The sequence below is a fragment of the Rheinheimera gaetbuli genome (assembly GCF_054781935.1).
Genome location: NZ_BAAGTL010000001.1, coordinates 226,824 through 249,632, shown reverse-complemented (window position 1 = coordinate 249,632; position 22,809 = coordinate 226,824). Strand labels below are relative to the sequence as shown.

Annotated in this window: 23 protein-coding genes; 20 read left to right on the top strand and 3 right to left on the bottom strand. The window is 48.8% G+C overall.

Features of this window, described 5'->3' with window-relative positions; genetic code table 11:
* The first annotated feature begins 2 nt into the window (after window positions 1–2).
* Entirely contained in the window at window positions 3–1,382 is a 1,380-nt protein-coding gene (gene argH, locus ACYVIC_RS01160) for an argininosuccinate lyase (RefSeq protein ID WP_460856509.1), read from the top strand.
* Between the two features lie 51 nt (window positions 1,383–1,433).
* Here argH and smrA read toward each other — a convergent pair whose 3' ends face one another.
* On the bottom strand, window positions 1,434–2,012 hold the full coding sequence (gene smrA, locus ACYVIC_RS01155) for a DNA endonuclease SmrA (RefSeq protein ID WP_460856508.1): 579 nt from the start codon (window positions 2,010–2,012) through the stop codon (window positions 1,434–1,436).
* Between the two features lie 534 nt (window positions 2,013–2,546).
* On the opposite strand from smrA, the gene ACYVIC_RS01150 reads away from it, so the two are divergent.
* Window positions 2,547–2,951 carry a hypothetical protein gene (locus ACYVIC_RS01150; protein ID WP_460856506.1) on the top strand — a complete coding sequence of 135 codons (405 nt, stop codon included), beginning with the start codon at window positions 2,547–2,549 and terminating at the stop codon, window positions 2,949–2,951.
* Window position 2,952: 1 nt separating this feature from the next.
* On the opposite strand, the gene ACYVIC_RS01145 is transcribed toward ACYVIC_RS01150, so the two are convergent.
* Window positions 2,953–4,284: a M20/M25/M40 family metallo-hydrolase gene (locus tag ACYVIC_RS01145; RefSeq protein WP_460856505.1), complete on the bottom strand. Its 1,332-nt coding sequence runs from the start codon at window positions 4,282–4,284 to the stop codon at window positions 2,953–2,955.
* A 125-nt stretch (window positions 4,285–4,409) separates the two neighbouring features.
* Here ACYVIC_RS01145 and ACYVIC_RS01140 point away from each other — a divergent pair, with 125 nt between their 5' ends.
* Window positions 4,410–4,778 (top strand): response regulator transcription factor, encoded by a 369-nt coding sequence (locus tag ACYVIC_RS01140; protein ID WP_460856504.1) that lies wholly within the window; start codon window positions 4,410–4,412, stop codon window positions 4,776–4,778.
* A gap of 122 nt (window positions 4,779–4,900) precedes the next feature.
* Window positions 4,901–5,203 (top strand): ArsR/SmtB family transcription factor, encoded by a 303-nt coding sequence (locus tag ACYVIC_RS01135; protein ID WP_460856502.1) that lies wholly within the window; start codon window positions 4,901–4,903, stop codon window positions 5,201–5,203.
* A gap of 63 nt (window positions 5,204–5,266) precedes the next feature.
* Here the strand turns inward: ACYVIC_RS01135 and rpsT are convergent, their stop codons facing one another.
* Complete coding sequence (rpsT, locus tag ACYVIC_RS01130; protein WP_460856500.1) at window positions 5,267–5,536, bottom strand: 30S ribosomal protein S20; 270 nt, start codon at window positions 5,534–5,536, stop codon at window positions 5,267–5,269.
* A 175-nt stretch (window positions 5,537–5,711) separates the two neighbouring features.
* Here rpsT and murJ point away from each other — a divergent pair, with 175 nt between their 5' ends.
* From murJ to ACYVIC_RS01050, 16 genes are all read left to right on the top strand, one after another.
* A complete protein-coding gene (gene murJ, locus ACYVIC_RS01125) occupies window positions 5,712–7,286 on the top strand; it encodes a murein biosynthesis integral membrane protein MurJ (RefSeq protein WP_460856498.1) in 1,575 nt (524 codons plus the stop codon).
* A gap of 50 nt (window positions 7,287–7,336) precedes the next feature.
* Complete coding sequence (gene ribF / locus ACYVIC_RS01120; RefSeq protein ID WP_460856497.1) at window positions 7,337–8,305, top strand: bifunctional riboflavin kinase/FAD synthetase; 969 nt, start codon at window positions 7,337–7,339, stop codon at window positions 8,303–8,305.
* Window positions 8,302–11,130 carry an isoleucine--tRNA ligase gene (gene ileS, locus ACYVIC_RS01115; RefSeq protein ID WP_460856495.1) on the top strand — a complete coding sequence of 943 codons (2,829 nt, stop codon included), beginning with the start codon at window positions 8,302–8,304 and terminating at the stop codon, window positions 11,128–11,130. Before ribF ends, ileS begins: the two co-directional genes overlap by 4 nt.
* Entirely contained in the window at window positions 11,130–11,621 is a 492-nt protein-coding gene (gene lspA / locus ACYVIC_RS01110) for a signal peptidase II (RefSeq protein ID WP_460856494.1), read from the top strand. Before ileS ends, lspA begins: the two co-directional genes overlap by 1 nt.
* A complete protein-coding gene (gene fkpB / locus ACYVIC_RS01105; RefSeq protein WP_460856492.1) occupies window positions 11,618–12,055 on the top strand; it encodes an FKBP-type peptidyl-prolyl cis-trans isomerase in 438 nt (145 codons plus the stop codon). The genes lspA and fkpB overlap by 4 nt, the downstream gene beginning before the upstream one ends.
* Before the next feature lie 3 nt (window positions 12,056–12,058).
* Window positions 12,059–12,988, top strand: a complete 930-nt coding sequence (gene ispH, locus ACYVIC_RS01100; protein WP_460856490.1) for a 4-hydroxy-3-methylbut-2-enyl diphosphate reductase — start codon at window positions 12,059–12,061, stop codon at window positions 12,986–12,988.
* Between the two features lie 94 nt (window positions 12,989–13,082).
* Window positions 13,083–14,129, top strand: coding sequence for a sensor histidine kinase (locus ACYVIC_RS01095; protein ID WP_460856489.1), 1,047 nt, complete (start codon window positions 13,083–13,085; stop codon window positions 14,127–14,129).
* Window positions 14,129–14,833, top strand: a complete 705-nt coding sequence (locus tag ACYVIC_RS01090) for a LytR/AlgR family response regulator transcription factor (RefSeq protein WP_460856487.1) — start codon at window positions 14,129–14,131, stop codon at window positions 14,831–14,833. Before ACYVIC_RS01095 ends, ACYVIC_RS01090 begins: the two co-directional genes overlap by 1 nt.
* A gap of 122 nt (window positions 14,834–14,955) precedes the next feature.
* Complete coding sequence (locus tag ACYVIC_RS01085) at window positions 14,956–15,543, top strand: GspH/FimT family pseudopilin (protein ID WP_460856486.1); 588 nt, start codon at window positions 14,956–14,958, stop codon at window positions 15,541–15,543.
* Window positions 15,544–15,546: 3 nt separating this feature from the next.
* Entirely contained in the window at window positions 15,547–15,969 is a 423-nt protein-coding gene (pilV, locus tag ACYVIC_RS01080; RefSeq protein ID WP_460856484.1) for a type IV pilus modification protein PilV, read from the top strand.
* Complete coding sequence (locus ACYVIC_RS01075) at window positions 15,966–16,940, top strand: prepilin-type N-terminal cleavage/methylation domain-containing protein (RefSeq protein WP_460856482.1); 975 nt, start codon at window positions 15,966–15,968, stop codon at window positions 16,938–16,940. The genes pilV (ACYVIC_RS01080) and ACYVIC_RS01075 overlap by 4 nt, the downstream gene beginning before the upstream one ends.
* A 1-nt stretch (window position 16,941) precedes the next feature.
* Window positions 16,942–17,451, top strand: a complete 510-nt coding sequence (locus tag ACYVIC_RS01070) for a pilus assembly PilX family protein (RefSeq protein ID WP_460856480.1) — start codon at window positions 16,942–16,944, stop codon at window positions 17,449–17,451.
* Window positions 17,452–17,464: 13 nt separating this feature from the next.
* On the top strand, window positions 17,465–20,866 hold the full coding sequence (locus tag ACYVIC_RS01065; protein ID WP_460856479.1) for a pilus assembly protein: 3,402 nt from the start codon (window positions 17,465–17,467) through the stop codon (window positions 20,864–20,866).
* Complete coding sequence (locus tag ACYVIC_RS01060; protein ID WP_460856477.1) at window positions 20,863–21,297, top strand: type IV pilin protein; 435 nt, start codon at window positions 20,863–20,865, stop codon at window positions 21,295–21,297. The genes ACYVIC_RS01065 and ACYVIC_RS01060 overlap by 4 nt, the downstream gene beginning before the upstream one ends.
* Before the next feature lie 65 nt (window positions 21,298–21,362).
* Complete coding sequence (gene pilV / locus ACYVIC_RS01055) at window positions 21,363–21,851, top strand: type IV pilus modification protein PilV (protein ID WP_460856475.1); 489 nt, start codon at window positions 21,363–21,365, stop codon at window positions 21,849–21,851.
* A gap of 3 nt (window positions 21,852–21,854) precedes the next feature.
* Window positions 21,855–22,805: a PilW family protein gene (locus tag ACYVIC_RS01050; RefSeq protein ID WP_460856473.1), complete on the top strand. Its 951-nt coding sequence runs from the start codon at window positions 21,855–21,857 to the stop codon at window positions 22,803–22,805.
* The last annotated feature ends 4 nt before the right edge of the window (window positions 22,806–22,809 follow it).

Below are 22,809 nucleotides of genomic sequence, written 5' to 3'. Positions count from 1 at the left end.
TTATGGCGATGTGGGGCGGACGGTTTCAGGAAGCAACGCTGGCGGAGTTTCGCGATTTTAACGACTCGCTAAGCTTTGATTATCTGCTGGCGCACCAGGATATTCAGGCCTCGCGCGCCTGGGCGCAGCAATTGGCAAAGGCCGGTATTATCAGCAACGATGAAGCGGCGCAGCTCGATGCCGGGCTGGCCGATTTAGCGGTGGCGATAGATGCTGATGCTAAGCTGCCGCTGCAAACCAGCGAAGAAGATATTCACAGCTGGGTTGAAGCGCAGCTAACAGCTAAATTGGGTGCGGTGGCGAAAAAGCTGCACACCGGGCGCAGCCGCAATGATTTAGTGGCAACTGACTTGCGTTTGTGGAGCAAACTGAATGCGCAACATGTGCGTCAGTCATTGCTCGGCGCCATAGCGGCCTTACTCACCTTTGCCGAGCGGGCCGGTACGGCAGTAATGCCCGGTTTTACCCACTTGCAACGGGCGCAGCCGGTATTGGTGGCGCATTGGGCACTGGCTTATGTCGAGATGTTTAAACGCGATGTCAGCCGCTTAGATGATGCTTTAACTCGGATGGATGTGTGTCCGCTTGGTTGTGGTGCCTTAGCCGGCACCGGTGTCGCAGTTGATCGTGAGCAGCTGGCGCAGCGGCTGGGTTTTAGCAGCGCCGCGCTGAATAGCCTGGATGCCGTGTCAGATCGCGATTATGTGGTGGAGCTATCTGCCGCTGCCAGCATTTGTATGACGCATTTATCGCGTTTATCCGAAGATGTTATTTTCTTTTGTTCCGGTGAAGCGGGCTTTTTCAAACTGGGCGATGCGATAAGCTCCGGCTCATCGTTAATGCCACAAAAGAAAAACCCCGACGTGTTTGAGTTGCTGCGCGGCAAAACCGGCCGTGTGCTGGGCCATCTGGTCGCCATTTTGCATGTACTGAAAGGCTTGCCGCTGGCTTACAACAAAGATATGCAGGAAGACAAGCAGGGCTTTTTTGACCTGATGGCGACGTGGCAGCAATCTTTGCTGGTATTGGCCACAGTACTCCCGCACTTAAGTGTCAACGAGGCGCAGTGCCGTCAGGCGGCAGAGCTGGGCTACAGCAACGCTACTGATTTAGCGGATTATCTGGTTAGTAAAGGTATGCCGTTTCGTGATGCGCACGAGGTCGTAGGCGAGCTGGTAGTGCATGCGGCTAAGCAGCAGCTGGCGCTGGAAGCTTTACCATTGGCTGATTTACAGCAATTCAGTGAATTAATCAGCGAAGACGTTTATCCGGCGCTGCAACTGGAAGCCGGTTTGCAAAAGCGCGCCGCACTAGGTGGTACAGCACCGCAGCAAGTGCTGGCAGCGTTAGCTAGCGCTAAACAGTGGTTTGAGCAAGTGTAGCTGCGCAACCTCGCAGACAAAAAGCCCGCGGCGCGGGCTTTATTTTTCAACTTATCCTTTGGTATGCCGCTCACGGTTTTCGCGTTTTTGTTCGGCGTTTTTTTGCAGTAATACATAGGTAGCCGCATAACCGCCATGTTGTTTTTGTGCGGTATTACAGGCTAATACAATGGGCATTTGCGGTAGCCACTTAAACACATAACTGCGTAGAATAGCCGGATGTGGTTTGCTGTTACGGCCCATGCCATGTTGAATAAGTAAGGTGCGAATACCGCGTTTATGGCAGTCTTCAATAAAAAAGAATAATTCGCGCCGCGCATCTGACAGACTTTTACCCAGCAGGTTTAACGTCGCATCTGTCTGGTATTTACCCAGCCTCAGATTGCGGTAAACACCGTCCTGCACACCATCTTTTTTATAACTAAACGGCTCGTCTGGCTTTACCAGATCAACATATTCCATGCTGAGATAGTTGGCATCATATTCCATGTCCTGCTCGGCAGCTTTGCGCCTGGCCTGTTGCGCCAGTGTCGGGCTGAACTCGCCGCTTTCCGGTAATATTTCGTCCTGCGACAATGGCCTAACACCCGCCATTTCCTGCAGAAACAGATCTAGCTCATCGTTTTGCATCACGCTACTCCTGTGACAAACCGGGCTGGTTATTATAGCTAAGCCCGGGCACTGACAGAAGTCTGTTATTGCTTAGTCAGCCTGACTGGCAAGGGGCGCGGCCGTGCTTTCGCTGGTTTTTGCTGCTCTGCGTGCCTGCGCAAAGCGTATCAAATAGTAAGCGTTTATTAGTAATACTAATAAATTAGAGATCACTCCCTGTGGTATCGCAATATGGCTGTAGTACACAAACAGTAAGCTGCAGCCAATAAGTGTTGCCAAGCGTAACCAGAACACGTCCTTGATAAAAAACGCGCCAATGCAGATTGTTAAACCAACCCAGCTTATAACGTCGAACAAAATCGTGTCCATGGCATGTGTCCAGTTATTCCAAGCGACTAAAATTTGCGCGCATTATGCTGCTCGGATCTGTTTTGCACAATTGAAGAATTTTGCATCCATCGGATTAATTTAATTAATGCTTTTTGGGCTAGCCATGCAGCAAATTAAAGTTAGGCTACACTTAACATTGGCCAAACAAGCAAGGAGCCGCTTATGTTGCCCACTAAACTGTACGAGGCGTTACCCTACGTTTATATCGCTGCGGGCGTCACAGTATTGCTAAGCTATAACAGCTGGCTTGCACTGGTTTGCGCCTTTTTGTTAACGGTGGCTGGCGCCGTGGTCTGGATATTGCGTTCGGATAACCGGCGTTCTGATATAAAAGGTGCACGTTATAAGTACGGCGGCAAATTACCATTTTGGTGCTATGAAATGCTGCCTTTCGTTTGTGTCATGTCCGGGCTGTTTGTGTTTTCGGTGTCAAACAATATGTATTTTTATCCGTTTGCCATGATGTTGCTGGGTGTGGGGACCCATTTGTGGCTGCTGCGCGGTAGTTACCGTAAACATCAGCGACCGCAGCAAAAGCTGCAGCCACTGAAATATCATCAACGCTGAATTACTGGCGTAAATCTATACTGCTGTTTGCCACTGCACGGGTGGTAAGCAGCCAGGCGGCTAAGTTTTGCTGCATAGCTGCAGGGTCAATTTTGTCCATGGTATCGTTTGGTGTGTGATGGTAGTCAAAATAGTCTGTGCCGTCTTGCTGCAAGCTTGCCACCGGCACCCCGAGGGCTTTTAGCACTGATACGTCCGGCCCGCCAGAGGCTGAATTGTCGCCTAATTCAATTCCCAAATGTGCCACTTGTTGTTGCAGGGTTTTACCAAATGCTAATGACTGAGCACCAAAACCGGTATCCAGCCGCCAGATGCGGCCAGCACCAAAATCTGATTCAGAAGCAAAAACATGGTTTTTCAGGGTGGCGGCATGCTTTGCCGCGTAAGCGCGGGCGCCAATTAAGCCACCTTCTTCATTGCCAAATAGCACTACCCGCACTGTACGTTCAGGCCGGCCCTGTTGCTTTAATAAAGCACCAGCGGCCATGACAATACCTACTCCGGCGCCGTCATCCAATGCACCGGTGCCTTCATCCCAGGAATCGATATGCGCACTGATCAGCACGATTTCGTCCGGTCTTTTACTACCGGTAATTTCGGCAATCACATTATGGCTAATCACTTCGCCTGGCAGCTTATTTTGCATTTGTAACTGTAATGTCAGCTCGGGCTGACGGCTGAGCATTTTCTCCAGCTGTATGGCATCAGGGACAGAAATAGCTGCTGCCGGAATGCGAGCTACTTCATCGCTGTAACGCATAATGCCGGTGTGAGCAAAGCGGTTAATGCTGGTGCCAACAGAGCGGATAACAATAGCTTTGGCGCCTAATTTAGCGGCTTCTACTGCGCCCTGGGCCCGGGCGCCAACCACTGAGCCGTAAAAAGTACCCAGTTTGTCTTTACCCATGCTTTTGTTAATAAAAACAATTTTATCTTTTACCTGCGCAGGGTTCGCTTGCTTTAGTTGCTCCAGACTGTCGAACATTGCCACCTGGGCATTAATGCCATCAAAAGGTGTGCCGATAGAACCGCCCAAAGCAGTAACTACCAGGTTTTGATGAAAAGGCGCACTGACACTCAAACTGGCCTGACCGCGCTGCCAATATTGCATGCTAAACGGCTCGGTCCACACTTTATCATAACCCAGCTGTTTAAATTTCTGTTCAGCCCAGGCTACAGCCCTGGCATCTGCCTCGCTGCCTGCCAGGCGCTGACCAACTTCGACTGTCAATGACTCAGTTAGGTGGTATGCCAGGTTATTATCCAGCTTAAGTTCACTGGCGTTTAGCTGCAGGCATAATGCTGCTGTTATTGTTGTTAGCCACAATTTCATCTTTTCATTCTGTCCCGTTGTTGGTAAATTGACATCGACTTTACCACCTTTTCTTCGCTATCTCATCGTTTTCGCGAGTTAAAGCTGCTGGTTATATGGAAAGATTAAGGCGATAAGGAAAGCCCATGCCGTCAGCATTATGTGCTCTGGTTGTCGATGATGTCGCAGCGGTGCGCAGTTATATTTGTCAGATCCTGCAAAGTATTGGCGTCACCTCTGTACTTGAAGCTGCAGATGGTGACAGCGCAACTAAGTTGTTTAGCCAGCATCGCCCCAATCTGGTATTTCTCGATATTCAATTACCTGATGTTAACGGGCAGCAGTTGCTAAAGCATTTTCGGCAACAGGATGAAAATGCAATAGTATTTATGGTTTCCGCTTTCTCTAGTGTTGATAATTTGAAAATGGCTGTTGAAAATGGCGCCAGGGCGTTTGTGGTAAAACCCTTTACCGCGGTTCGCATTCATAAGTTAGTACAACCGCTATTACACTAAGTGCGAGCCATTGCTACAACTTGCTAAAACTGGTTATTGTTTGTCAAATAAGAATGATTATATTGTCGATTGGTGAACAAATCGGTAATATCACTGTTTTACTAATGGCAGAGTAGTAACCAATGAATATGCAGGATATGTTAGCCAACTCGGCAAAAGCAGTAAAATTGTTGAAGGCAGTATCTAATGAGCGGCGTTTACTGATTTTATGTCACTTACTTGACGGAGAATTGTCGGTTGGTGAGTTAAACCAGAAATTGGAGCTGAGCCAGTCTGCTTTATCGCAGCATTTAGCTTTGCTACGCCGGCATAAATTGGTAAAAACCCGAAAAGAAGCGCAGACGGTATATTACAGCTTGAACAGTAAAGAGGTTGAGGCGTTAATAGCGTTGATGCACAAATTGTATTGCTCTGACGACGCTTGAGAAGTGCAGAATACCAATAACAAAAAAGCCGGCTAAAGCCGGCTTTTTTGTTGTAACTGTGTCTTAAGCAGCGCTTAATGCCTTAACATGGGCATTTAAACGAGCTTTGTGACGTGCTGCTTTGTTCTTGTGGATCAGACCTTTAGCGGCCATACGATCAAGAACAGGCACCATTTTCTTGAATGCTTCAGCTGAAGCAGTTACGTCAGCAGTTAAAACTGCCGCGTAGGTTTTCTTTATGAAAGTACGCATCATAGAACGTTGTGAAGCATTTTGCTGACGACGTTTTTCTGATTGAATTGCGCGCTTCTTAGCAGACTTAATGTTAGCCAAGGTAACACTCCTAAAAAACTAAACCGGACCCATCAAAGGCCGCATAATATGCCTATTTAATGGCCCGTTGTCAAATGCTTTAACGGTAAAGTCACAGATTTTAATCTGACTGCCTACTGGTAATCTGCAGCACTAACGGGGCAAAATAGCCACTGGCGAATAGAAGGAAGTGTAAGTGTCGGCAAAGTTACTAAAATCAGGCCTGATTGTCAGTTTTATGACACTCATTTCCCGCGTGTTGGGGCTGATACGCGACGTGGTTGTCGCTAATTTTATCGGTGCCGGTGCAGCGGCCGACGTGTTCTTTTTCGCTAACCGGATCCCTAATTTTTTGCGGCGTTTGTTTGCCGAGGGCGCGTTTTCGCAAGCCTTTGTACCCGTGCTGGCCGAAGTTAAAGCCAAACATGGTGATGATGCCGTGCGCGAATTGCTGGCTAAAGTTACTGGTAGTTTAGGGGTGGTCGTTACGCTGGTCACCTTATTTGGCGTGATCGCCTCACCGCTGGTGGCGATGTTATTCGGTATGGGCTGGTTTATTGAATGGCTAAATGATGGCCCTGAAGCGCATAAGTTCGAGCTGGCCAGCCTGATGCTGAAAATTACTTTTCCGTATCTCTGGTTTATTAGTTTAGTAGCGTTGTCCGGTGCGGTACTCAATACCTATAACCGTTTTGCCGTAGCGGCCTTTACGCCGGTGTTTTTAAATATTGCCATTATTGCCTGCGCGCTATTTATGGCGCCAACGTTGGACGAGCCGGCACTGGCCCTTGCCTGGGGTGTATTTATCGGCGGTGTGGTGCAGTTGTTGTTTCAGCTGCCGTTTTTAGCCAAAGCTGGCTTGTTAGTGCGGCCCAGGTGGGGCTGGCGCGACGAAAACGTCACGAAAATTCGCAAACTTATGCTGCCGGCGCTGTTTGGCGTATCGGTAAGCCAGATTAATTTATTGCTTGATACGGTGATTGCATCCTTTTTACTTACCGGTGCGGTTAGCTGGTTGTACTACTCAGATCGGCTGATTGAATTTCCGTTGGGGCTATTTGGTATTGCTATTGCGACGGTTATCTTACCGAATTTGTCGCGTCATCATGCGACTGAAAATACCGAGCGCTTTAGCCAGACACTGGACTGGTCGTTGCGCTTCGTCGCGTTGTTTGGCATACCCGCAATGGCCGGGTTAATGGTATTGGCGCAGCCTATTATTGCACTGCTGTTTATGCGCGGCGAGTTTAGCCAAAACGATGTATTAATGGTGTCGTACAGCTTGGTGGCTTACAGCACGGGTTTACTGAGTTATATGCTGATAAAAGTACTGGCGCCAGGTTTTTATGCCCGGCAGGATATCAAAACTCCTGTGCGTATCGGCATTATTGCTATGGTTGCCAATATGCTGTTTAACCTGATGCTGGCACCCTTTTTAAGTTATGTCGGCCTGGCACTGGCCACTGCAATGTCGGCCAGTTTAAATGCGTTTTTACTGTATCGCGGTTTAAAATTAGCCGGCGTGTACCAACTAAGTAAAACCAGCATGTTATTTTTACTGAAACTGATACTGGCCAGCCTGATGATGGCTGCCTTATTGTATTGGCAAACGCCAACGTTGAACGACTGGGTGGCGCTGAGTTTTACTACTCAGGTTTGGCGTCTATGCCTGCTGTGTGGCTTGGCTGTTGTCGGCTACTTTAGCTTGTTGTTGTTATTTGGGGTCCGGCTGGCGCATTTTCGGGCCAATTCTGTTGCTGAAAGCAATTGATTAAGTGGTTATAATGCGCGGTTTGTAGTCAAAGGTCAGATACGGCAGGCATGGAGTTAATTCGCGGCTTACACAATATTCAGCCTCATCATCGTGGCTGTGTATTGACCATTGGTAATTTTGACGGCGTGCACCTGGGGCATCAAGCGGTGTTGGCCAAAGTCGTTGCCATTGCCAGACAAATGCGCTTGCCATCTTGCGTGATGCTGTTTGAACCGCAACCGCTTGAGGTGTTTGCCGGTGACGCAGCGCCAGCGCGGCTAACGCGGTTTCGTGAGAAATATGAAGCGCTGGCCCAGCTTGGGGTTGACCGCCTGCTATGTGTACATTTTACCCCGGCCTTTGCCGCGCAGGCACCGGAGCAGTTTATTCAGCAGTTGCTGTTAAAACAACTCGGTGTAGAGCAGTTAATTGTTGGCGATGATTTTCGTTTTGGTAAAAACCGCAGTGGCAGTTTTGACTTACTGGCACTGGCTGCTGAGCAGCATCAGTTTGGCTTGTATAGCACTTCTAGTTTGCTACTGGGCCAGCAGCGCATTAGCAGTACGCTGATCCGCCAGGCGCTGGCCGAGGATAAGTTAACGCTGGCAGCAGAGATGCTGGGCAGGCCGTTTGCATTAACCGGGCGGGTAAGGCATGGTCGTAAGTTAGGCCGTGACCTGGGCTTTCCGACCGCCAATGTGTTTTTGTACCGGCGTAAGCTGCCAGTAGCTGGGGTTTACGCCATAACGGCGAACACGGTATTTGGCCGTTATCAGGGCGTCGCCAATATTGGCAACCGGCCCACGGTACAGGGCCAGCGGCAACAGCTTGAAGCGCACTTGTTTAATTTTAAAGGTGATTTATACGGTAGCCAGATAGAAGTATTATTGCAGCATAAATTGCGCAGTGAACAACGGTTTGAATCTCTGGCTCAGTTACAACAACAAATCGCCGCCGATGTACGGGCGGCAACAGCATTTTTTCAGCATGGTGCTTTAGCCCATGCCACTATTGATAAGACGGAACCCAACGGATGAGCGACTACAAGCATACCCTGAATTTGCCGGAAACGGCTTTTGCGATGCGCGCCAATCTGGCGCAGCGCGAGCCGCAAATGCTGGCAAAATGGACCGAAGCCGATTTGTACGGCAAAATTCGTGCAGCCAAAAAAGGCAAAAAAACCTTTATCCTGCACGACGGCCCTCCTTACGCTAACGGCAATATCCATATTGGGCATGCGGTAAATAAAATTTTAAAAGACATTATTGTTAAAGCGAAAACGCTGGACGATTTTGACGCCCCTTATGTACCGGGTTGGGACTGCCATGGCCTGCCGATTGAGCTGGTCGTAGAGAAAAAATATGGCAAGCCGGGGGTAAAATTAACACCTGCCGAGTTCCGGCAGAAATGTCGTGACTATGCTGCCACGCAGATTGATGCGCAGCGCACCGACTTTATCCGCTTAGGTGTGCTGGGTGACTGGCAAAACCCGTACCGCACCATGGATTACGGTTTTGAAGCCAATATTATCCGGTCGCTGGGTAAAATTATCGGCAATGGCCATTTGCAGCAGGGCTTTAAACCAGTGCACTGGTGCACAGATTGCGGCTCTGCGTTGGCTGAAGCAGAGGTGGAATATCAGGATAAAGTATCACCGGCGATTGATGTGCGTTTTGCTGTGGTCGACGAAGCTACGGTGGACCGCTTTGACCACCCTGAAGGCAAGCGCGGTAGCGGGAAGGTATCAGTAGTGATCTGGACCACCACACCCTGGACTATCCCGGCCAACCGCGCCGTGGCAGTAAATGCCAAATTAGATTACAGCCTGGTACAGGTAGAGCAGGGCCCTTTGGGCGCCGAGCGCTTAATTATTGCCACTGATCTGGTAAAAGACGTGATGGCGCGTGCCGGTATTGAGCACTACCATGCGCTGGGCTTTGCCAAAGGTGCTGCGCTTGAGCTGACGCAACTACAACACCCGCTTTACGACTTTACCGTGCCGGTTATCTTAGGCGAGCACGTAACAACAGATTCCGGTACCGGTTGTGTGCATACTGCACCGGGCCATGGTCAGGAAGACTTTGTTGTCGGCAAGCAATATAACCTGGAAGTGGCCAATCCGGTGGGTGCTAATGGTGTTTATCTGCCAGACACGCCGTTGTTTGCTGGCCAGCATGTATTTAAAGCCAATGACAGTGTGGTAGATGCACTGAAAGACGCCGGCGCGCTGTTAGTGCACAAGGCATACAAACACAGCTACCCACATTGCTGGCGCCATAAAACGCCGATTATTTTCCGTGCCACACCGCAGTGGTTTATCAGCATGGAGCAGCAAGGGCTGCGGGCAACCTCGTTACAACAAATTGAACAAACCCGTTGGATCCCGGATTGGGGCCAGCAACGGATTGAAAAAATGGTTGAAGGCCGGCCAGACTGGTGTATTTCACGCCAGCGTACCTGGGGTGTGCCAATAGCGTTGTTTGTTGATAAAGATACCGGTGCTTTACATCCAAACACTCAACAGCTGATTGAACAAGTAGCCAAGCTGGTTGAGCAAGACGGCATTCAAGCCTGGTTTGATTTAGACGCGCAAACTTTGCTGGGTGATGACGCTGCACAATACGTTAAAGTGGCTGATACGCTGGATGTCTGGTTTGACTCAGGCGTAACTCACGCCTGTGTAGTGGATGTGCGGCCGGAGTTTGGCGGTGCCGATCAGGCCGATTTATACCTGGAGGGCTCGGACCAGCATCGCGGCTGGTTTATGTCGTCATTAATGACCGGTGTAAGCATCAAACACAAAGCGCCGTATAAACAGGTGCTAACGCATGGTTTTACCGTTGATGCCGATGGTCGCAAGATGTCGAAATCTTTGGGTAATGTGGTATCACCGCAAGATGTAATGAATAAACTCGGCGCTGACATTTTGCGTTTATGGGTGGCAACCACCGATTACACCTCTGAAATGACGGTATCAGATGAAATATTAAACCGTGCAGCTGATAAATACCGCCGCATTCGTAACACTGCGCGCTTTTTGCTGGCCAACTTAAACGGCTTTAACCCAGCAACTGATTTAGTGCCCTTTGAGCAAATGGTTGAGCTGGACCTGTGGGTAGTGAACCGTGCCGCTAAGTTGCAGCAAGAAATTGTTGATGCCTACGATAACTATCAGTTCCACCAGGTCAGCCAAAAGCTAATGAACTTCTGCACCGTAGAGCTGGGTAGCTTCTATCTGGATGTGATAAAAGACCGGCAGTACACCGCCCATACCAATGGTGTTGCGCGCCGCTCGTGCCAAACTGCGCTGTACCATATTGCGCAGGCGATGGTGCGCTGGATGGCGCCAATTATGAGCTTTACCGCTCAGGAGATTTGGCAGGAGTTACCTGACCAGCAGCAAGAATTTGTCTTTACTGATGTCTGGTATACCGGCTTTAGTGGTTTGTCGGCCGGCAAGTTTGACGATGCTTTCTGGCAGCAACTGCTGCAGGTACGCGACGAAGTGAACAAAGTATTAGAAGCGGCACGGCGCGAAGAAAAAATTGGCGCATCCTTGCAAGCAGAGGTGACGTTATATGCCTCAGCGACACTGGCAGCTGATTTAGCCAAACTGGGCGATGAGCTGCGCTTTGTGCTGATTACGTCTACCGCGCAGGTAAGTACCGATGTCGCGCCAGCTGATGCAGTGCAAACCGAATTAGCCGGTTTAAGCGTGCATGTCGCTGCATCAACCGCCGCGAAATGTGGCCGCTGCTGGCATCACCGGCATGATGTGGGCGCCAATGCGGCGCATGCCGAGTTGTGCCTGCGTTGTGTTAGCAACGTGGAAGGCGTTGGCGAACAGCGGGCGTTTGCATAATGGCGGCGCTGTTTAAAGAGTCCGGTTGGCGGTTATGGTGGCTGATACTTTTAGTATTGGTCGCCGACCAGGTCACTAAGCAGGTGGTTATTGCCAATATGCAGCTGTTTGATTCTATAGAGCTGCTGCCGTTTTTTAACTTTACCTATGTGCGTAACTATGGCGCTGCGTTCTCGTTTTTAAGTGACGCCGGTGGCTGGCAACGTTGGTTTTTTACCATCATTGCCGTGGTGATAAGTTGCGTGCTGGCGGTCTGGCTGGCCCGCAATAGCAAAACCCAGTTGAAGCTAAATCTGGCGTTAAGCCTGGTATTGGCCGGTGCCATTGGTAACCTGATTGATCGTAGTGTCTACGGCTACGTAATAGACTTCCTGCACCTGTATTATCAAAACTGGCACTATCCGGCGTTTAATATTGCCGATTCTGCCATTTGTATTGGTGCCGCACTGTTAATCTGGGATAGTTTTAGCAATGAAGAGGTGAAAAAGTGACAGACGCAGTAATTGCTGGCAACAGCACGGTAATTTTTCACTTTGATATTAAGTTATCTGATGGCAGCGCGGCCGAGAGCACCCGTGTACACAATAAGCCGGCCAAATTACAGATGGGCGATGGTAGCATTTCGCCAGCGTTTGAAGCCGAGCTTAGCGGTTTGAAAGCCGGTGATAAGAAAAGCTTTACGCTGGCACCGGAAGACGCCTATGGTATGCCGAACCCGGACAATATTTACTATGTTGATCGTAGTAAGTTCTCTGCCGACGCGCCGGCGAAAGCCGGTATGATCATTGGCTTTACTATGCCGGATGGCTCTGAAATGCCAGGGCTGGTGCGAGATGTAGTTGGCGAGTCGGTTACCATCGACTTTAACCATCCGCTGGCAGGCCAAACCTTGACCTTCAGCGTTGAAATAGTACAGGTAAGCTAAAGTATGGATATTTTGTTAGCCAATCCTCGCGGCTTTTGCGCTGGTGTCGACCGCGCTATCAGCATTGTAGAGCGCGCACTGGAACTGTACGAGCCGCCAATTTATGTGCGGCACGAAGTGGTACACAACCGCTTTGTGGTTGATGGCCTGCGTCGGCGCGGAGCGGTATTTGTTGATGAACTGAACGAAGTGCCGGATGGCAATATCGTTATTTTCAGTGCCCACGGTGTGTCGCAAGCGGTGCGTGAAAACGCCAGGCAGCGTGGCCTTAAAGTATTTGATGCCACCTGCCCGTTGGTGACTAAGGTGCATATGGAAGTTACCCGCGCCAGCCGTAAGGGTATTGAATGTATCCTGATTGGCCATGCCGGCCACCCCGAAGTGGAAGGCACTATGGGCCAGTATGATAACCCCGAAGGTGGTATTTATCTGGTCGAGTCGGCCGAAGATGTGGCCACGTTGCAAGTGAAAAACCCTCAGCAGCTCTGTTTTAGCAGCCAGACCACTCTGTCAGTTGATGATACTGCAGATGTGATTGATGCGCTGCGCGCCCGCTTCCCTGACATTGAAGGCCCGCGTAAAGATGATATTTGCTATGCCACGCAAAACCGCCAGGACGCAGTGCGTGATTTGGCCAGCAAAGCCGAATTGTTATTGGTGGTAGGTGCAAAGAACAGCAGTAACTCAAATCGTCTGCGTGAACTGGCAGAAAAGATGGGTTGCACGGCGTACTTAATTGATACCGCAAATGATATTCAGCAAAGCTGGCTTGACGGTATTACTGCTGTTGGGGTTACTGCTGGCGCGTCAGCACCGGAAGTGCTGGTGCAACAGGTAGTAAAACAGCTGCAGCAATGGGGCGGTAAAACGGTAAGTGAAAACCCAGGCCGCGAAGAAAACGTAGTGTTTGCCATACCAGCAGAGTTGCGTTAAATCTACTTTGGCCTGCTGCCAGGCAGGCCACACTTAACATGTTGTGTGTAATCAGTGTAGTATGCATGTATGTTGAATTCCCCAGGCATAGTAAATGCACTTGCAATGGGCTCTGCCTGCACTAAAGCTCCCCTATTTATGCCACGGCCGTTTCTTATTGCGCTGTGCTGTATTGGCGCAGGCTGTCGCGGTTGTATTGGCGTTTGCGCCAGGCCCACATAACGATTTGTGGTTACGTTTGGGTTTAATAAGCTTGTTTGTGCATTGGGTGGCATTGCTTACGACGCTGCTGTTTTGTGTCCTGCGCCGCCAGTTAAACCGTTTGACGCCGCTGAATATTCTGCTGTGTTGTAGTGGCATTTTTTTGCTGCTAACTGTGCTGGTAAGTTATCTTGCGTTTAGCGGTTTTGCCTCTGGCAACGCTATGTTTAGCCAAAGCTTAGCCAGCTTTACCTTGGGTAATTTAATGGTGGCGTTAATTGTTGCCGTTGTTGCCATGCAGTTTTTTATTATGCACAGCGAGCGTAGTGTTCAGTTACAAGCGCAAAGCAAGGCCGAGCTTAGCGCCTTGCAAGCCCGTATTCAGCCACATTTTTTGTTTAATAGCTTAAATACCGCCGCAGAGTTAATTCATGTTGATCCCACAGCGGCTGAGCAGGCGCTACTGGATTTATCTGCGTTATTTCGCGCCGCGCTGCATGCTGGTGAAATGGTAACGTTGCAGGATGAATTAACACTGGCAAAACAATATTTGTCGTTGGAGCAATGGCGCTTGGGAAATCGCATGCAAGTGCAGTGGCAACAACCCGATAATCTGGCTGTGTTGAGTGTGCCGGCATTAACCGTGCAGCCACTGCTGGAAAACGCTGTGCGTCATGGTATTGAAAGCTGCCCGCAAACGGCGACCTTGCAGGTGAATATTCTGCAGAGCAGCCAGTCAGTCACTATCGTTATAGTTAATCCCTTTAAGCTGCAGATTAAATCGCAAAGCCAACACCGCGCCAGTAACGGCATAGCGCTGGATAATATTCGCCAGCGTTTGCAGCTTCACTATGGAGGGGCAGCCCAATTGAGTCAGGGTGTTGTCGATGGCTTATTCCGGGTGAAGCTGGTTATTCCGTTACAGGCAGGGGCGAGCTAATGCGTATACTGATTGTTGACGACGAACCGCTGGCCAGAGCCAGGCTAAAACGCTTGTTATTACAATTGCCTGATCAGCAATGTGTGGCCGAGGCTGAAAACGCCAGCCAGGCAATGCAGCACATTAAACAACTGCAACCGGATTTGGTGTTGCTGGATATTGCCATGCCCGGGCAAGACGGCATTAGCCTGGGTACAGATATATTACAATTGGCAGTACCACCTGCGGTTATTTTTGTTACCGCCCACCCACAGCACGCCTTGGATGCCTATCAGGCCAGCCCGGTGGGTTATTTGTTAAAGCCGGTAGCTGCCGACGCGCTGCAAAGTGCCCTGCAAAAGGCCGGTACCCTGACACGGGCACATTTGGAGAAAAAACACACAGAGCCGAAACTCAGCTATGTGCTTGGCGGGGTGAAACGCCAATTGGCGCTGAGTGATATTTATTATTTTGCCGCCGATGACAAGTACGTACGAATGGTGTTTAAGCAGGGCGAAGCACTAATAGAGCAAAGCCTGGTGCAGTTGCAGCAGCAATTTCCGCAACTTTTGGTACGTATTCACCGCCGCACGTTAATCAATAAAACCTACTTTGCCCGTTTGCTCAGCCAGGACGGCCGCCACTGGGTGCTGCTAAAGGGTTGTGAAGATAAGCTGGAAGTTAGCCGCCGTGAAGTGACGGCGCTGCGTGACAGCCTGAGCTAACTTTTCCCGCCTGCCGTTTATCCGGCAATACTGCCGTTTATCCCTAAAGCAGTTTGCACAGAAAGCATTCAGCAGTATGGTTCAACTATAAAATTCCGCTAAAACTCTGAGTTGATTTTATTATGCCCAAAGCTGTAACTGAAAAAGCACGCTGTAATAAGCCATTTGTGCCAGCAGTAACCGGTTTTACGCTTATCGAACTGATGGTTGCGGTGGCTGTGCTGGCCATAGTGTCGGTAGTGGCTATACCGGCATTTGGTAATCTGATTTCATCTAACCGTTTAAATGCTCAGGCCAATGAGTTTTTATCGGCCATAACGTACGCCCGCTCTGAGGCGATACGTCTTAATCGCAATATTACTTTTTGCAATACTACTGATGGCGTTACCTGTAACGCTGATACCGGTTTATGGACACAATGGCTGGTATTAGACCCGGTAAACGGCGTGCTGCAAACCTCACTGACACTTAGCAACAGAGTCAAAGTACTGTCTGATGCCGGAATGGACAACGATACTATCGTTTTTACCCCTATGGGCCTGGCTAGAAACGCTGTTAATACCCGCTTGCCGTTAACCAGCATTATCCGGGTGTGTTTAGAGGAGAGTTCAGTCAACCCAAATGTGCGTGATTTGTTAGTAAGCAGTGGCGGGCGGACTGTAATTAATCGATTTGACAGCAGCGGTAGTTGCAGCAGACCGGAGGTTTAAATTATGGCGAAGTTTCCTATCGTAAATTTGTCCAGGCAACGTGGTGTATCATTGCTTGAAGTAATGATTGCGGTGTTGGTATTGGGGATAGGTTTGTTAGGTGTTGCTGGTGTACAAACCGCTAGTTTGCGCAATGTGCAAAGCTCATATGAGCGTTCGCAGGCAGTAATACTGATGGATATGCTTGCTGAAACCCTGCGTGCTGACGCTAGGAACGCAAGGTTGGGCAATTACAGTGTTACCTGTGATCACGAAGCGTTGGAAGCCTGGACAGCTATGGTAAGAAATGCACTGAATAATACCGAAGCTTGTGTTGATATTGACTGGGATACGGCGCAAAGCGTTTATACCCTGACATTGAGCTGGACAGATGGGCGTATTGCCATTGGTGGTGACTCATCGTTATCCCTGCAGGTGGCCCCATGACAGTAACAGTTAGTTATAAAATGCACACCAGTCGGCAGTATGGCTTTACTCTGGTAGAGCTGATGATTGCGCTGACATTAGGGTTGGTTTTACTTGGTGGGGTTATAGGTGTGTTTCTCGCCAATCAGGAAACCAATCGGGTTAGCACGGTATTAAGCCAGATGCAGTCCAGCGGACGTTTGTCATTTCAGTTATTGGCGCGTGATCTTAGAAGCGCGGCTTTTACCGGTTGTGGTAACAATACTAACGTTACCAACGTGACCAGTGATTTTAATGTCGCTAATGCGGCCTGGGCGAACTGGGTTGGTGGTGTTATGGGGTTTGAGGGAGCCTTGCCTGCCGTCGCAGGTATGACACCGACACCGACTACTGATGTAATCCGTTTAATGTATGGTGCAGGCAATGGCGTAACCGTCGCCGGACATAACATAGCAACCAGTACATTCGACGTTAATGCCAACCCTCAACTCAATGGTCTTACTGTCGGCACCCTGGCACTGGTATGTGATGGGAGTGCAAGGGCGGCAATGTTTGAAGTTACGGCTGTCACTGCTGCTACATTGCGACATCAGCAAGGCGCTGGCACTAATGTCACCGGTTTTCTCGGTGAACCGCTAAATTCACCGCTAACCATTGCTTTGGGCGGCATGATAATGCCGCTTGAGTCAGTGGCTTGGTTTGTTGCGCCAAACAATGTTGGAGGTAATTCGTTGTACCGGGCTTTTGTATTAAATGGTGTTGAAGTAGCAGATGAAATAACCAGTGGCGTAACCGATCTGCAATTTGAGTACGAAGTATTGGTAAACACTAGCCCGCCAGGTGTCTGGATGACAGCAACTAATGTACCAGCCGGTAATTGGGATCGGGTAATCGGGGTACGTGTTACTTTGGTTATGGATAATGGCAATACCATGTCTGCCAACCTGAATACTTTTAACTATATGGCCGCTAACAGAAACAGGATGCAATAAGATGAAGTCTGTTAAATCGCAGCAGGGTGTGGCCCTGGTTGTAGGTTTGTTGTTACTGGTGGCTATTACCTTGCTGGCGGTATCGTCAATGCGTGATAGTGCGGTACAGGAGCGGATGACATCAAACCTGACCGAGCGTGAGTTGTCTTATCAGTTGGTTGAAGCCACCATGGTGTTTGTACAGAATCAGGTTAATGTTGCTAACCCTTTTCTGTTGTGCGGGGGCGGTACACGAGGATTTTACTGTACGCCAGATCCGGCACTTGCCGACCGTTGGACTGTGGCAGCCACAGTGTGGGGGATTAATGGCCCGGTGCATCCACAGGTGGGGAGTGCCGAGTATATCGCTGAATATATGGGACAGTGGGCTAATCCAGCCGATCCAGAATGCGCTAATCCAGGTCAAGGAGCTGTTGTCCCTGGCTGTCTGAAGGATAGTTGGCGCATTACAGTGCGCACAACGGCGGCACAGGGCGCTAATGTAATGCTACAAAGCGTGTTTCGTTTATAACGGTAAGAGGTGAATGATGAAGTCGAACAAACCTTTAAGCTGGCTGGCATTTACTCTAAGTCTGATGTTTGGCATCAGTACAGCCAAAGCCGCGGTAGATATAGCTGAAGCACCGCTACAAACCGGCAGTGCAGTGGCTGCGAATATTTATTTTGTATTAGATGATTCCGGCTCTATGCAATGGGAAGTGATGCCGGATGATTATGTCTTCGTGAATGGCCAGATCCAGGGCTATTTGTTCCCGCTCCAGCCAGAAATGTACGGCGGTCTTAACCATTTTGATAGACGTATCCCAACGTTCGATAGTGATAATATTCACAATGTGATTAAGCGCTCATCAGAAATCAATAAGGTATTTTATAACCCAGTTGCTGATTATGCGCCGTGGAAGGATTGGACTAACAAAAGTATGGGAAATGTCAATCCTGAGGCGGCCCCCTGGGATCCTAAAGATGATGATCCCGGTACTATTAATTTAACTACAAAAAAGAGCTTTGACCGCTGGTATTACAGCACATCCAGCCTGAATCAACGTGAGACATCAAATAGTAGTAAAGACTATTGGCCTATTACTTATTATGTCTATAAAGGCTCGGGTAGCGCAGAAGAAATAAAAAATTATACCGGCTATCAGATCCGTGGCGATAAAGCCTATACCCGGGATATGAGCACTTCGACCGGCTGGCAGGAAAAAACAACTAAATTTACCTGGAATACCACTGAAACGATAGATGGTAAAGTTGTACCTAAAATTATTAGTCGCACTATTGCTGAAGAAAAGCAGCATTTTGCTAATTGGTTTAGCTATTACCGCTCACGTATTCTTGCCGCCCGGGCTGGCACCAGTGATGCCTTTGCTGCTGTTCCTGAGGGTTTTCGCATTGGTTTTAAAACCTTGTCGAATGATGCAAGTAAAACGCTAAAAATTCCGTTGCCGCAACTGGCAGATATTGAAAAAGGCACCTTCTTTGGCAGCAACAAAGAAAACTGGTTTAAAAAGTTATTTGAAGTGCCAATGAATAACTCTACGCCACTGCGGAATGCATTGAAGTGGGTCGGCGATGAGTACAGTTCAGACTCAGCTACAGGCCCCTGGGGGCCTGGTGCAGCTGCGAACCAAATTAGCTGTCGTCAGTCATTCGCTATTTTAACGACAGATGGCTATTACAATGGCCCATCGCCTGGTGTAGATAATATTGATAAATCAAACGGCCCTTTACACAAACATCCAACTGACGAAAAGAAAGATTTTCAGTACAAGCAAGAGGACCCTTATAGCGATGACTTTTCCGATACACTGGCCGATGTTGCAATGAAATACTGGATGAATGATTTGCGCGAGCTGGATAACAATGTACCTGTAGCAAATGGTAGTAAAAATCCGGCTTTTTGGCAGCATATGGTCACCCATGCTGTGTCACTTGGTGTTAAAGGCACCAAAGATCCGAAAAAAGATACACCGGGTAACTGGAAAGACCCTCAAGCTGGTAATAGCGAAAAAATTGATGATTTATGGCATGCAACAATTAATGGTCGTGGTGAATTTATAGCTGCAACTAGTCCGACTGAATATAAAAAGGCAATTAATGACATTCTAAAAGCAATACGGGATGTTACTTCTACTTCGTCTAATCTGGCTGGCTCTACTACGTCACTTGAGACCTCAACCGGTTTGTTTCGCGGACGTTTTAGCAGTGGTGATTGGTCTGGTGATTTAAGCGCATTTGATGCAAACAACAATTTCAAAGAAACTTGGTCGGCGGCAAAGCAGCTGGATAGCCGCGATTATAGTAGTAGAGCTATTTATTTTGGCAGCACAGCAACAAGCGCGTTGAAGTTTATTGAAGCAAATGTTTCAGATTCAGTATTGTCAGATGATCAAGTTAATTACATTCGGGGAAACAGAGACGAAGAGCAAAAAGAGGGTGGGACATTCAGAAATCGTGGTTCCGTGCTGGGTGATATTGCCCACTCAACACCGCTGTTGGTTGAGGGCATAGTCAACCGGAACTATCAATTGTATGGTTGGGGTAGCGGATACGAAGATTTCCGTGAAGCTATGTTTGACAGAGAGAGCACCGTCTACGTCGGAGCCAATGATGGCATGTTGCATGCGTTTGATGCTAAAACCGGTGATGAGCGTTTTGCTTATATTCCGAATGCGGCACTGAGTAGGTTGGCTGCTTTAACTGATCCGAATTATATACATCAATATTATGTGGACGGTTCTCCGGTTGTTGCTGATATTAAAGATGGTTCAGGAAACTGGAAAAGCATCCTTGTAGGTTCTATGGGGCGTGGTGGAGAAACCCTATTTGCGTTAGATATCACTGACCCGAAGAGTTTTGATGAGAACAGTATGCTATGGGATCGGTCCTATCCAGCGTTGGGTAAAACGACAAGTCGCCCATTGGTCGCTAGGTTAAACACTGGTAAGTGGGTAGCAATAATAGGGTATGGCTACAATAACAACAAAGCATCGCAAGGCGGTTTGCTAGTTATTGATGTAAATAACGGCAATACGCTGTGGCAAATTGACTTGCCAGCCAGCGTAGGGGCTGACAATGGCCTGGGTCAGGTAGAAGGTTGGGATGCTGATGGTGATGGTAATCTGGACTGGGTATTTGCCGGCGACTTGCATGGCAATATCTGGAAATTTGACTTGTCGGTTGCTGATCCTCAAACCAATGGTATTGCCTATGGCGGTAATCCACTTTTTATTGCTAAGTCTGAGGCTGGCGCTAAACAGTCGATAACTGGTGGCATTACACTGGGCAAAGAGCCCGGGACCGGGCAATTATGGGTGTATTTTGGTACTGGCAGAATGCTATCAAACGCTGATCCTATTAATACTGATCAACAGTCCTGGTATGGTATTAAAGATGGCAGCATGGTTATTGACCGAAAATCACAGTTAGTTAAGCGAGAACTAGCTAATGTTGGTACTAATGCGCGGGTAATAGAGGAAGCTACAAGTAACGATCTAGCCGCCAAACGTGGTTGGGTTATTGATTTACTCGATACGCGTGAACGAATTGTAGAAAAGCCGCAAATGCGCTCAGCTAATTTAGGGTCTAGTCGCGTTAGTACGTTGGTCGTTGCATCCACTGTTCCCACCAGTGATTTCTGTAGTCCGTCGTCTGATGGTTGGGTCATGGCCATAAATCCTTTCACCGGCGGCAAACTAAAAGTGCATTATTTTGACCGCTCTGGCGATAAGAAATTTGATGATAAAGATGCAGTAAAAGACCCTGTAACGGCTAGAGATACAGTAGCGTCAGGCGTCAAGTTTGACGGCATGCAAGGCGATATACTTATTGTTGATGAAACTGGAACTGTTACGACGTTAGAAAATATGGGTCTTAATACTGGCGCTGTAGCTGGCCGGGTATCCTGGCGGGAGATGTCAAATTGATAACTTTTAATAAGGCTCTAAACATTAAAGGCGCTGGCTTCTCTCTGATAGAGGTGATGATAGTGGTAGTGATAGTTGGCATATTGGCGTCTATTGCTGTGCCGTCTTATCAGCGGTATGTTATTACTTCTAACCGAACCACTGCTACTGCCTGTTTGACTGAGTTGGCGCAGTTTATGGAGCGGACCTATACGCAAAATATGCGCTACAACCCAAATGGCTTTGTGTTACCACAGCTGCAGTGTCGGACTGATTTAGCACAACGTTATGGTTTTGCACTTAGTAATCACAATATCAGAACCTATACCCTGTCTGCTCAGCCAACATCAATACAAAACGATACAGAATGCGGCACGCTAACGCTTAATCAAGCTGGGCAAAAAGGCGCTGCAGGTGGGTTTAACGCAAATACTGTGAGAAATTGCTGGTAATTAAATTTGATCTTTTGAAATAATGTTGTAACTTTAAGGTTAAATAAAACCTTGGGCATACGGATATGCGGTTACAACATGGCTTTACTCTGACTGAGGTACTGGTAACCCTACTGGTACTTAATATTGGTTTACTTGGCGTACTGGCGACACAAACCCTGGCGTTAAAGCAGGTGCGTGACGCCATACACCGAACCCGGGCGCTGGCACTTGGTAATGCGTTGTTGCAGGACATGCAAAGCAACAGCGCACTGGCCAATGCTGTAGGTTCGCGTTTGCATCTGCAGTCCGAAATTCCGCTGGCCCCTTCATGCTCGCCTGCCCAACCTTGTACAGCAAGCCAGGTTGCGGCAGTGCAACTACAACAATGGTTTGAGTTACTAAATCCCGAAGCCGGTGCTGCGCTGCCGGATGCCGAGTTTTGTCTGCAGCAGTCAGGTAGTTCAGTTTCACTTAGTGTCAGCTGGCGCTCCGCTAGCCAAGCCCAGCAAGCTAGTACTGCGGCTTGTCAGCCAGGCGCTGGTCGTAGTTACTTCGATATCAGCGCAGGCTAAGTTATGCGCAATTGCAAAGGGCTTACCTTAACAGAGCTGATGATAGCACTGCTACTGGCAACATTTTTGCTGGGCATCGCCTTTACTGCTTTTGGCAGCCTTAGCCGCTCGGTTAGGCAAACCCAGCAATTGGCGCAGTTGCAACAAAATGCGCAGTTGCTGATGAATTTACTGCACAATGAGCTGGCAAATGTGGGCTTTTGGGGCGGGCGCTCGGGCCTTGACGATATTACGCAAGCGGCAGCGTTAGCACCGCCCCCGGGTGATTGCGCAAAAGCAGGTATTGACAGCGGCAGCTTTCCGCGGCCCGGGCAGGCGTTTATAACACTGTATGCAGAGAAGATAAGCCCTGGCCGGCCTCTGGATTGTGTTAGCCAGCCGTTAGCTGGCTCGGAGCTGTTGCAGGTTAAACGTTTACTTGGCCAATATGCCCAGCCTGCCGCTATGCGACAAAACCGGTTTTATGTTGAAACCGACTGGCAACATGCCCGTTTTGTTGACAGTAACAGCGCGCAGTTAAACCCGGCGCTGGACTATTTTCCGTACCAGCATCTGGTGTTTTACTTACAAATGCAACACTACGCCAATAACACAATACCAGTGCTGATGCGCAAGCGTTTAGCCAGAAGTAATGCCGGGCAAGCGGTGATCAGCACTGATTCGGTGCTTGATGGGGTTGAGCGTATGCATTTTCAGTTTGGTATTGATGCCGATGGTGATGGCACGCTGAATTATATGTTACCGACCGAGCAAATGACCGCAGAGCTTTGGCAACAAAACCGCATAGTCAGCCTGCGTTATCATATTTTATTGCGCTCGACGCAACCGGACAGCCATTACCGAAATAACCAGACTTACCAGATGGGTGAGCAACGCTTTACTGCCCCAAATGATCACTACCGGCGCCTGCTGGTAAGTAACAGCCTGTTTTTTTCTAACGCGACAATAAAGTGAGGTA

Bases quoted from the DNA above. Each gene is read 5' to 3' on its own strand.
- argH (WP_460856509.1), top strand. From the start codon at position 3: ATGGCGATGTGGGGCGGACGGTTTCAGGAAGCAACGCTGGCGGAGTTT.
- smrA (WP_460856508.1), bottom strand. From the start codon at position 2,012: ATGCAAAACGATGAGCTAGATCTGTTTCTGCAGGAAATGGCGGGTGTT.
- ACYVIC_RS01150 (WP_460856506.1), top strand. From the start codon at position 2,547: ATGTTGCCCACTAAACTGTACGAGGCGTTACCCTACGTTTATATCGCT.
- ACYVIC_RS01145 (WP_460856505.1), bottom strand. From the start codon at position 4,284: ATGAAATTGTGGCTAACAACAATAACAGCAGCATTATGCCTGCAGCTA.
- ACYVIC_RS01140 (WP_460856504.1), top strand. From the start codon at position 4,410: ATGCCGTCAGCATTATGTGCTCTGGTTGTCGATGATGTCGCAGCGGTG.
- ACYVIC_RS01135 (WP_460856502.1), top strand. From the start codon at position 4,901: ATGAATATGCAGGATATGTTAGCCAACTCGGCAAAAGCAGTAAAATTG.
- ribF (WP_460856497.1), top strand. From the start codon at position 7,337: ATGGAGTTAATTCGCGGCTTACACAATATTCAGCCTCATCATCGTGGC.
- ileS (WP_460856495.1), top strand. From the start codon at position 8,302: ATGAGCGACTACAAGCATACCCTGAATTTGCCGGAAACGGCTTTTGCG.
- lspA (WP_460856494.1), top strand. From the start codon at position 11,130: ATGGCGGCGCTGTTTAAAGAGTCCGGTTGGCGGTTATGGTGGCTGATA.
- ispH (WP_460856490.1), top strand. From the start codon at position 12,059: ATGGATATTTTGTTAGCCAATCCTCGCGGCTTTTGCGCTGGTGTCGAC.
- ACYVIC_RS01095 (WP_460856489.1), top strand. From the start codon at position 13,083: ATGCACTTGCAATGGGCTCTGCCTGCACTAAAGCTCCCCTATTTATGC.
- ACYVIC_RS01090 (WP_460856487.1), top strand. From the start codon at position 14,129: ATGCGTATACTGATTGTTGACGACGAACCGCTGGCCAGAGCCAGGCTA.
- ACYVIC_RS01085 (WP_460856486.1), top strand. From the start codon at position 14,956: ATGCCCAAAGCTGTAACTGAAAAAGCACGCTGTAATAAGCCATTTGTG.
- pilV (WP_460856484.1), top strand. From the start codon at position 15,547: ATGGCGAAGTTTCCTATCGTAAATTTGTCCAGGCAACGTGGTGTATCA.
- ACYVIC_RS01075 (WP_460856482.1), top strand. From the start codon at position 15,966: ATGACAGTAACAGTTAGTTATAAAATGCACACCAGTCGGCAGTATGGC.
- ACYVIC_RS01070 (WP_460856480.1), top strand. From the start codon at position 16,942: ATGAAGTCTGTTAAATCGCAGCAGGGTGTGGCCCTGGTTGTAGGTTTG.
- ACYVIC_RS01065 (WP_460856479.1), top strand. From the start codon at position 17,465: ATGATGAAGTCGAACAAACCTTTAAGCTGGCTGGCATTTACTCTAAGT.
- pilV (WP_460856475.1), top strand. From the start codon at position 21,363: ATGCGGTTACAACATGGCTTTACTCTGACTGAGGTACTGGTAACCCTA.
- ACYVIC_RS01050 (WP_460856473.1), top strand. From the start codon at position 21,855: ATGCGCAATTGCAAAGGGCTTACCTTAACAGAGCTGATGATAGCACTG.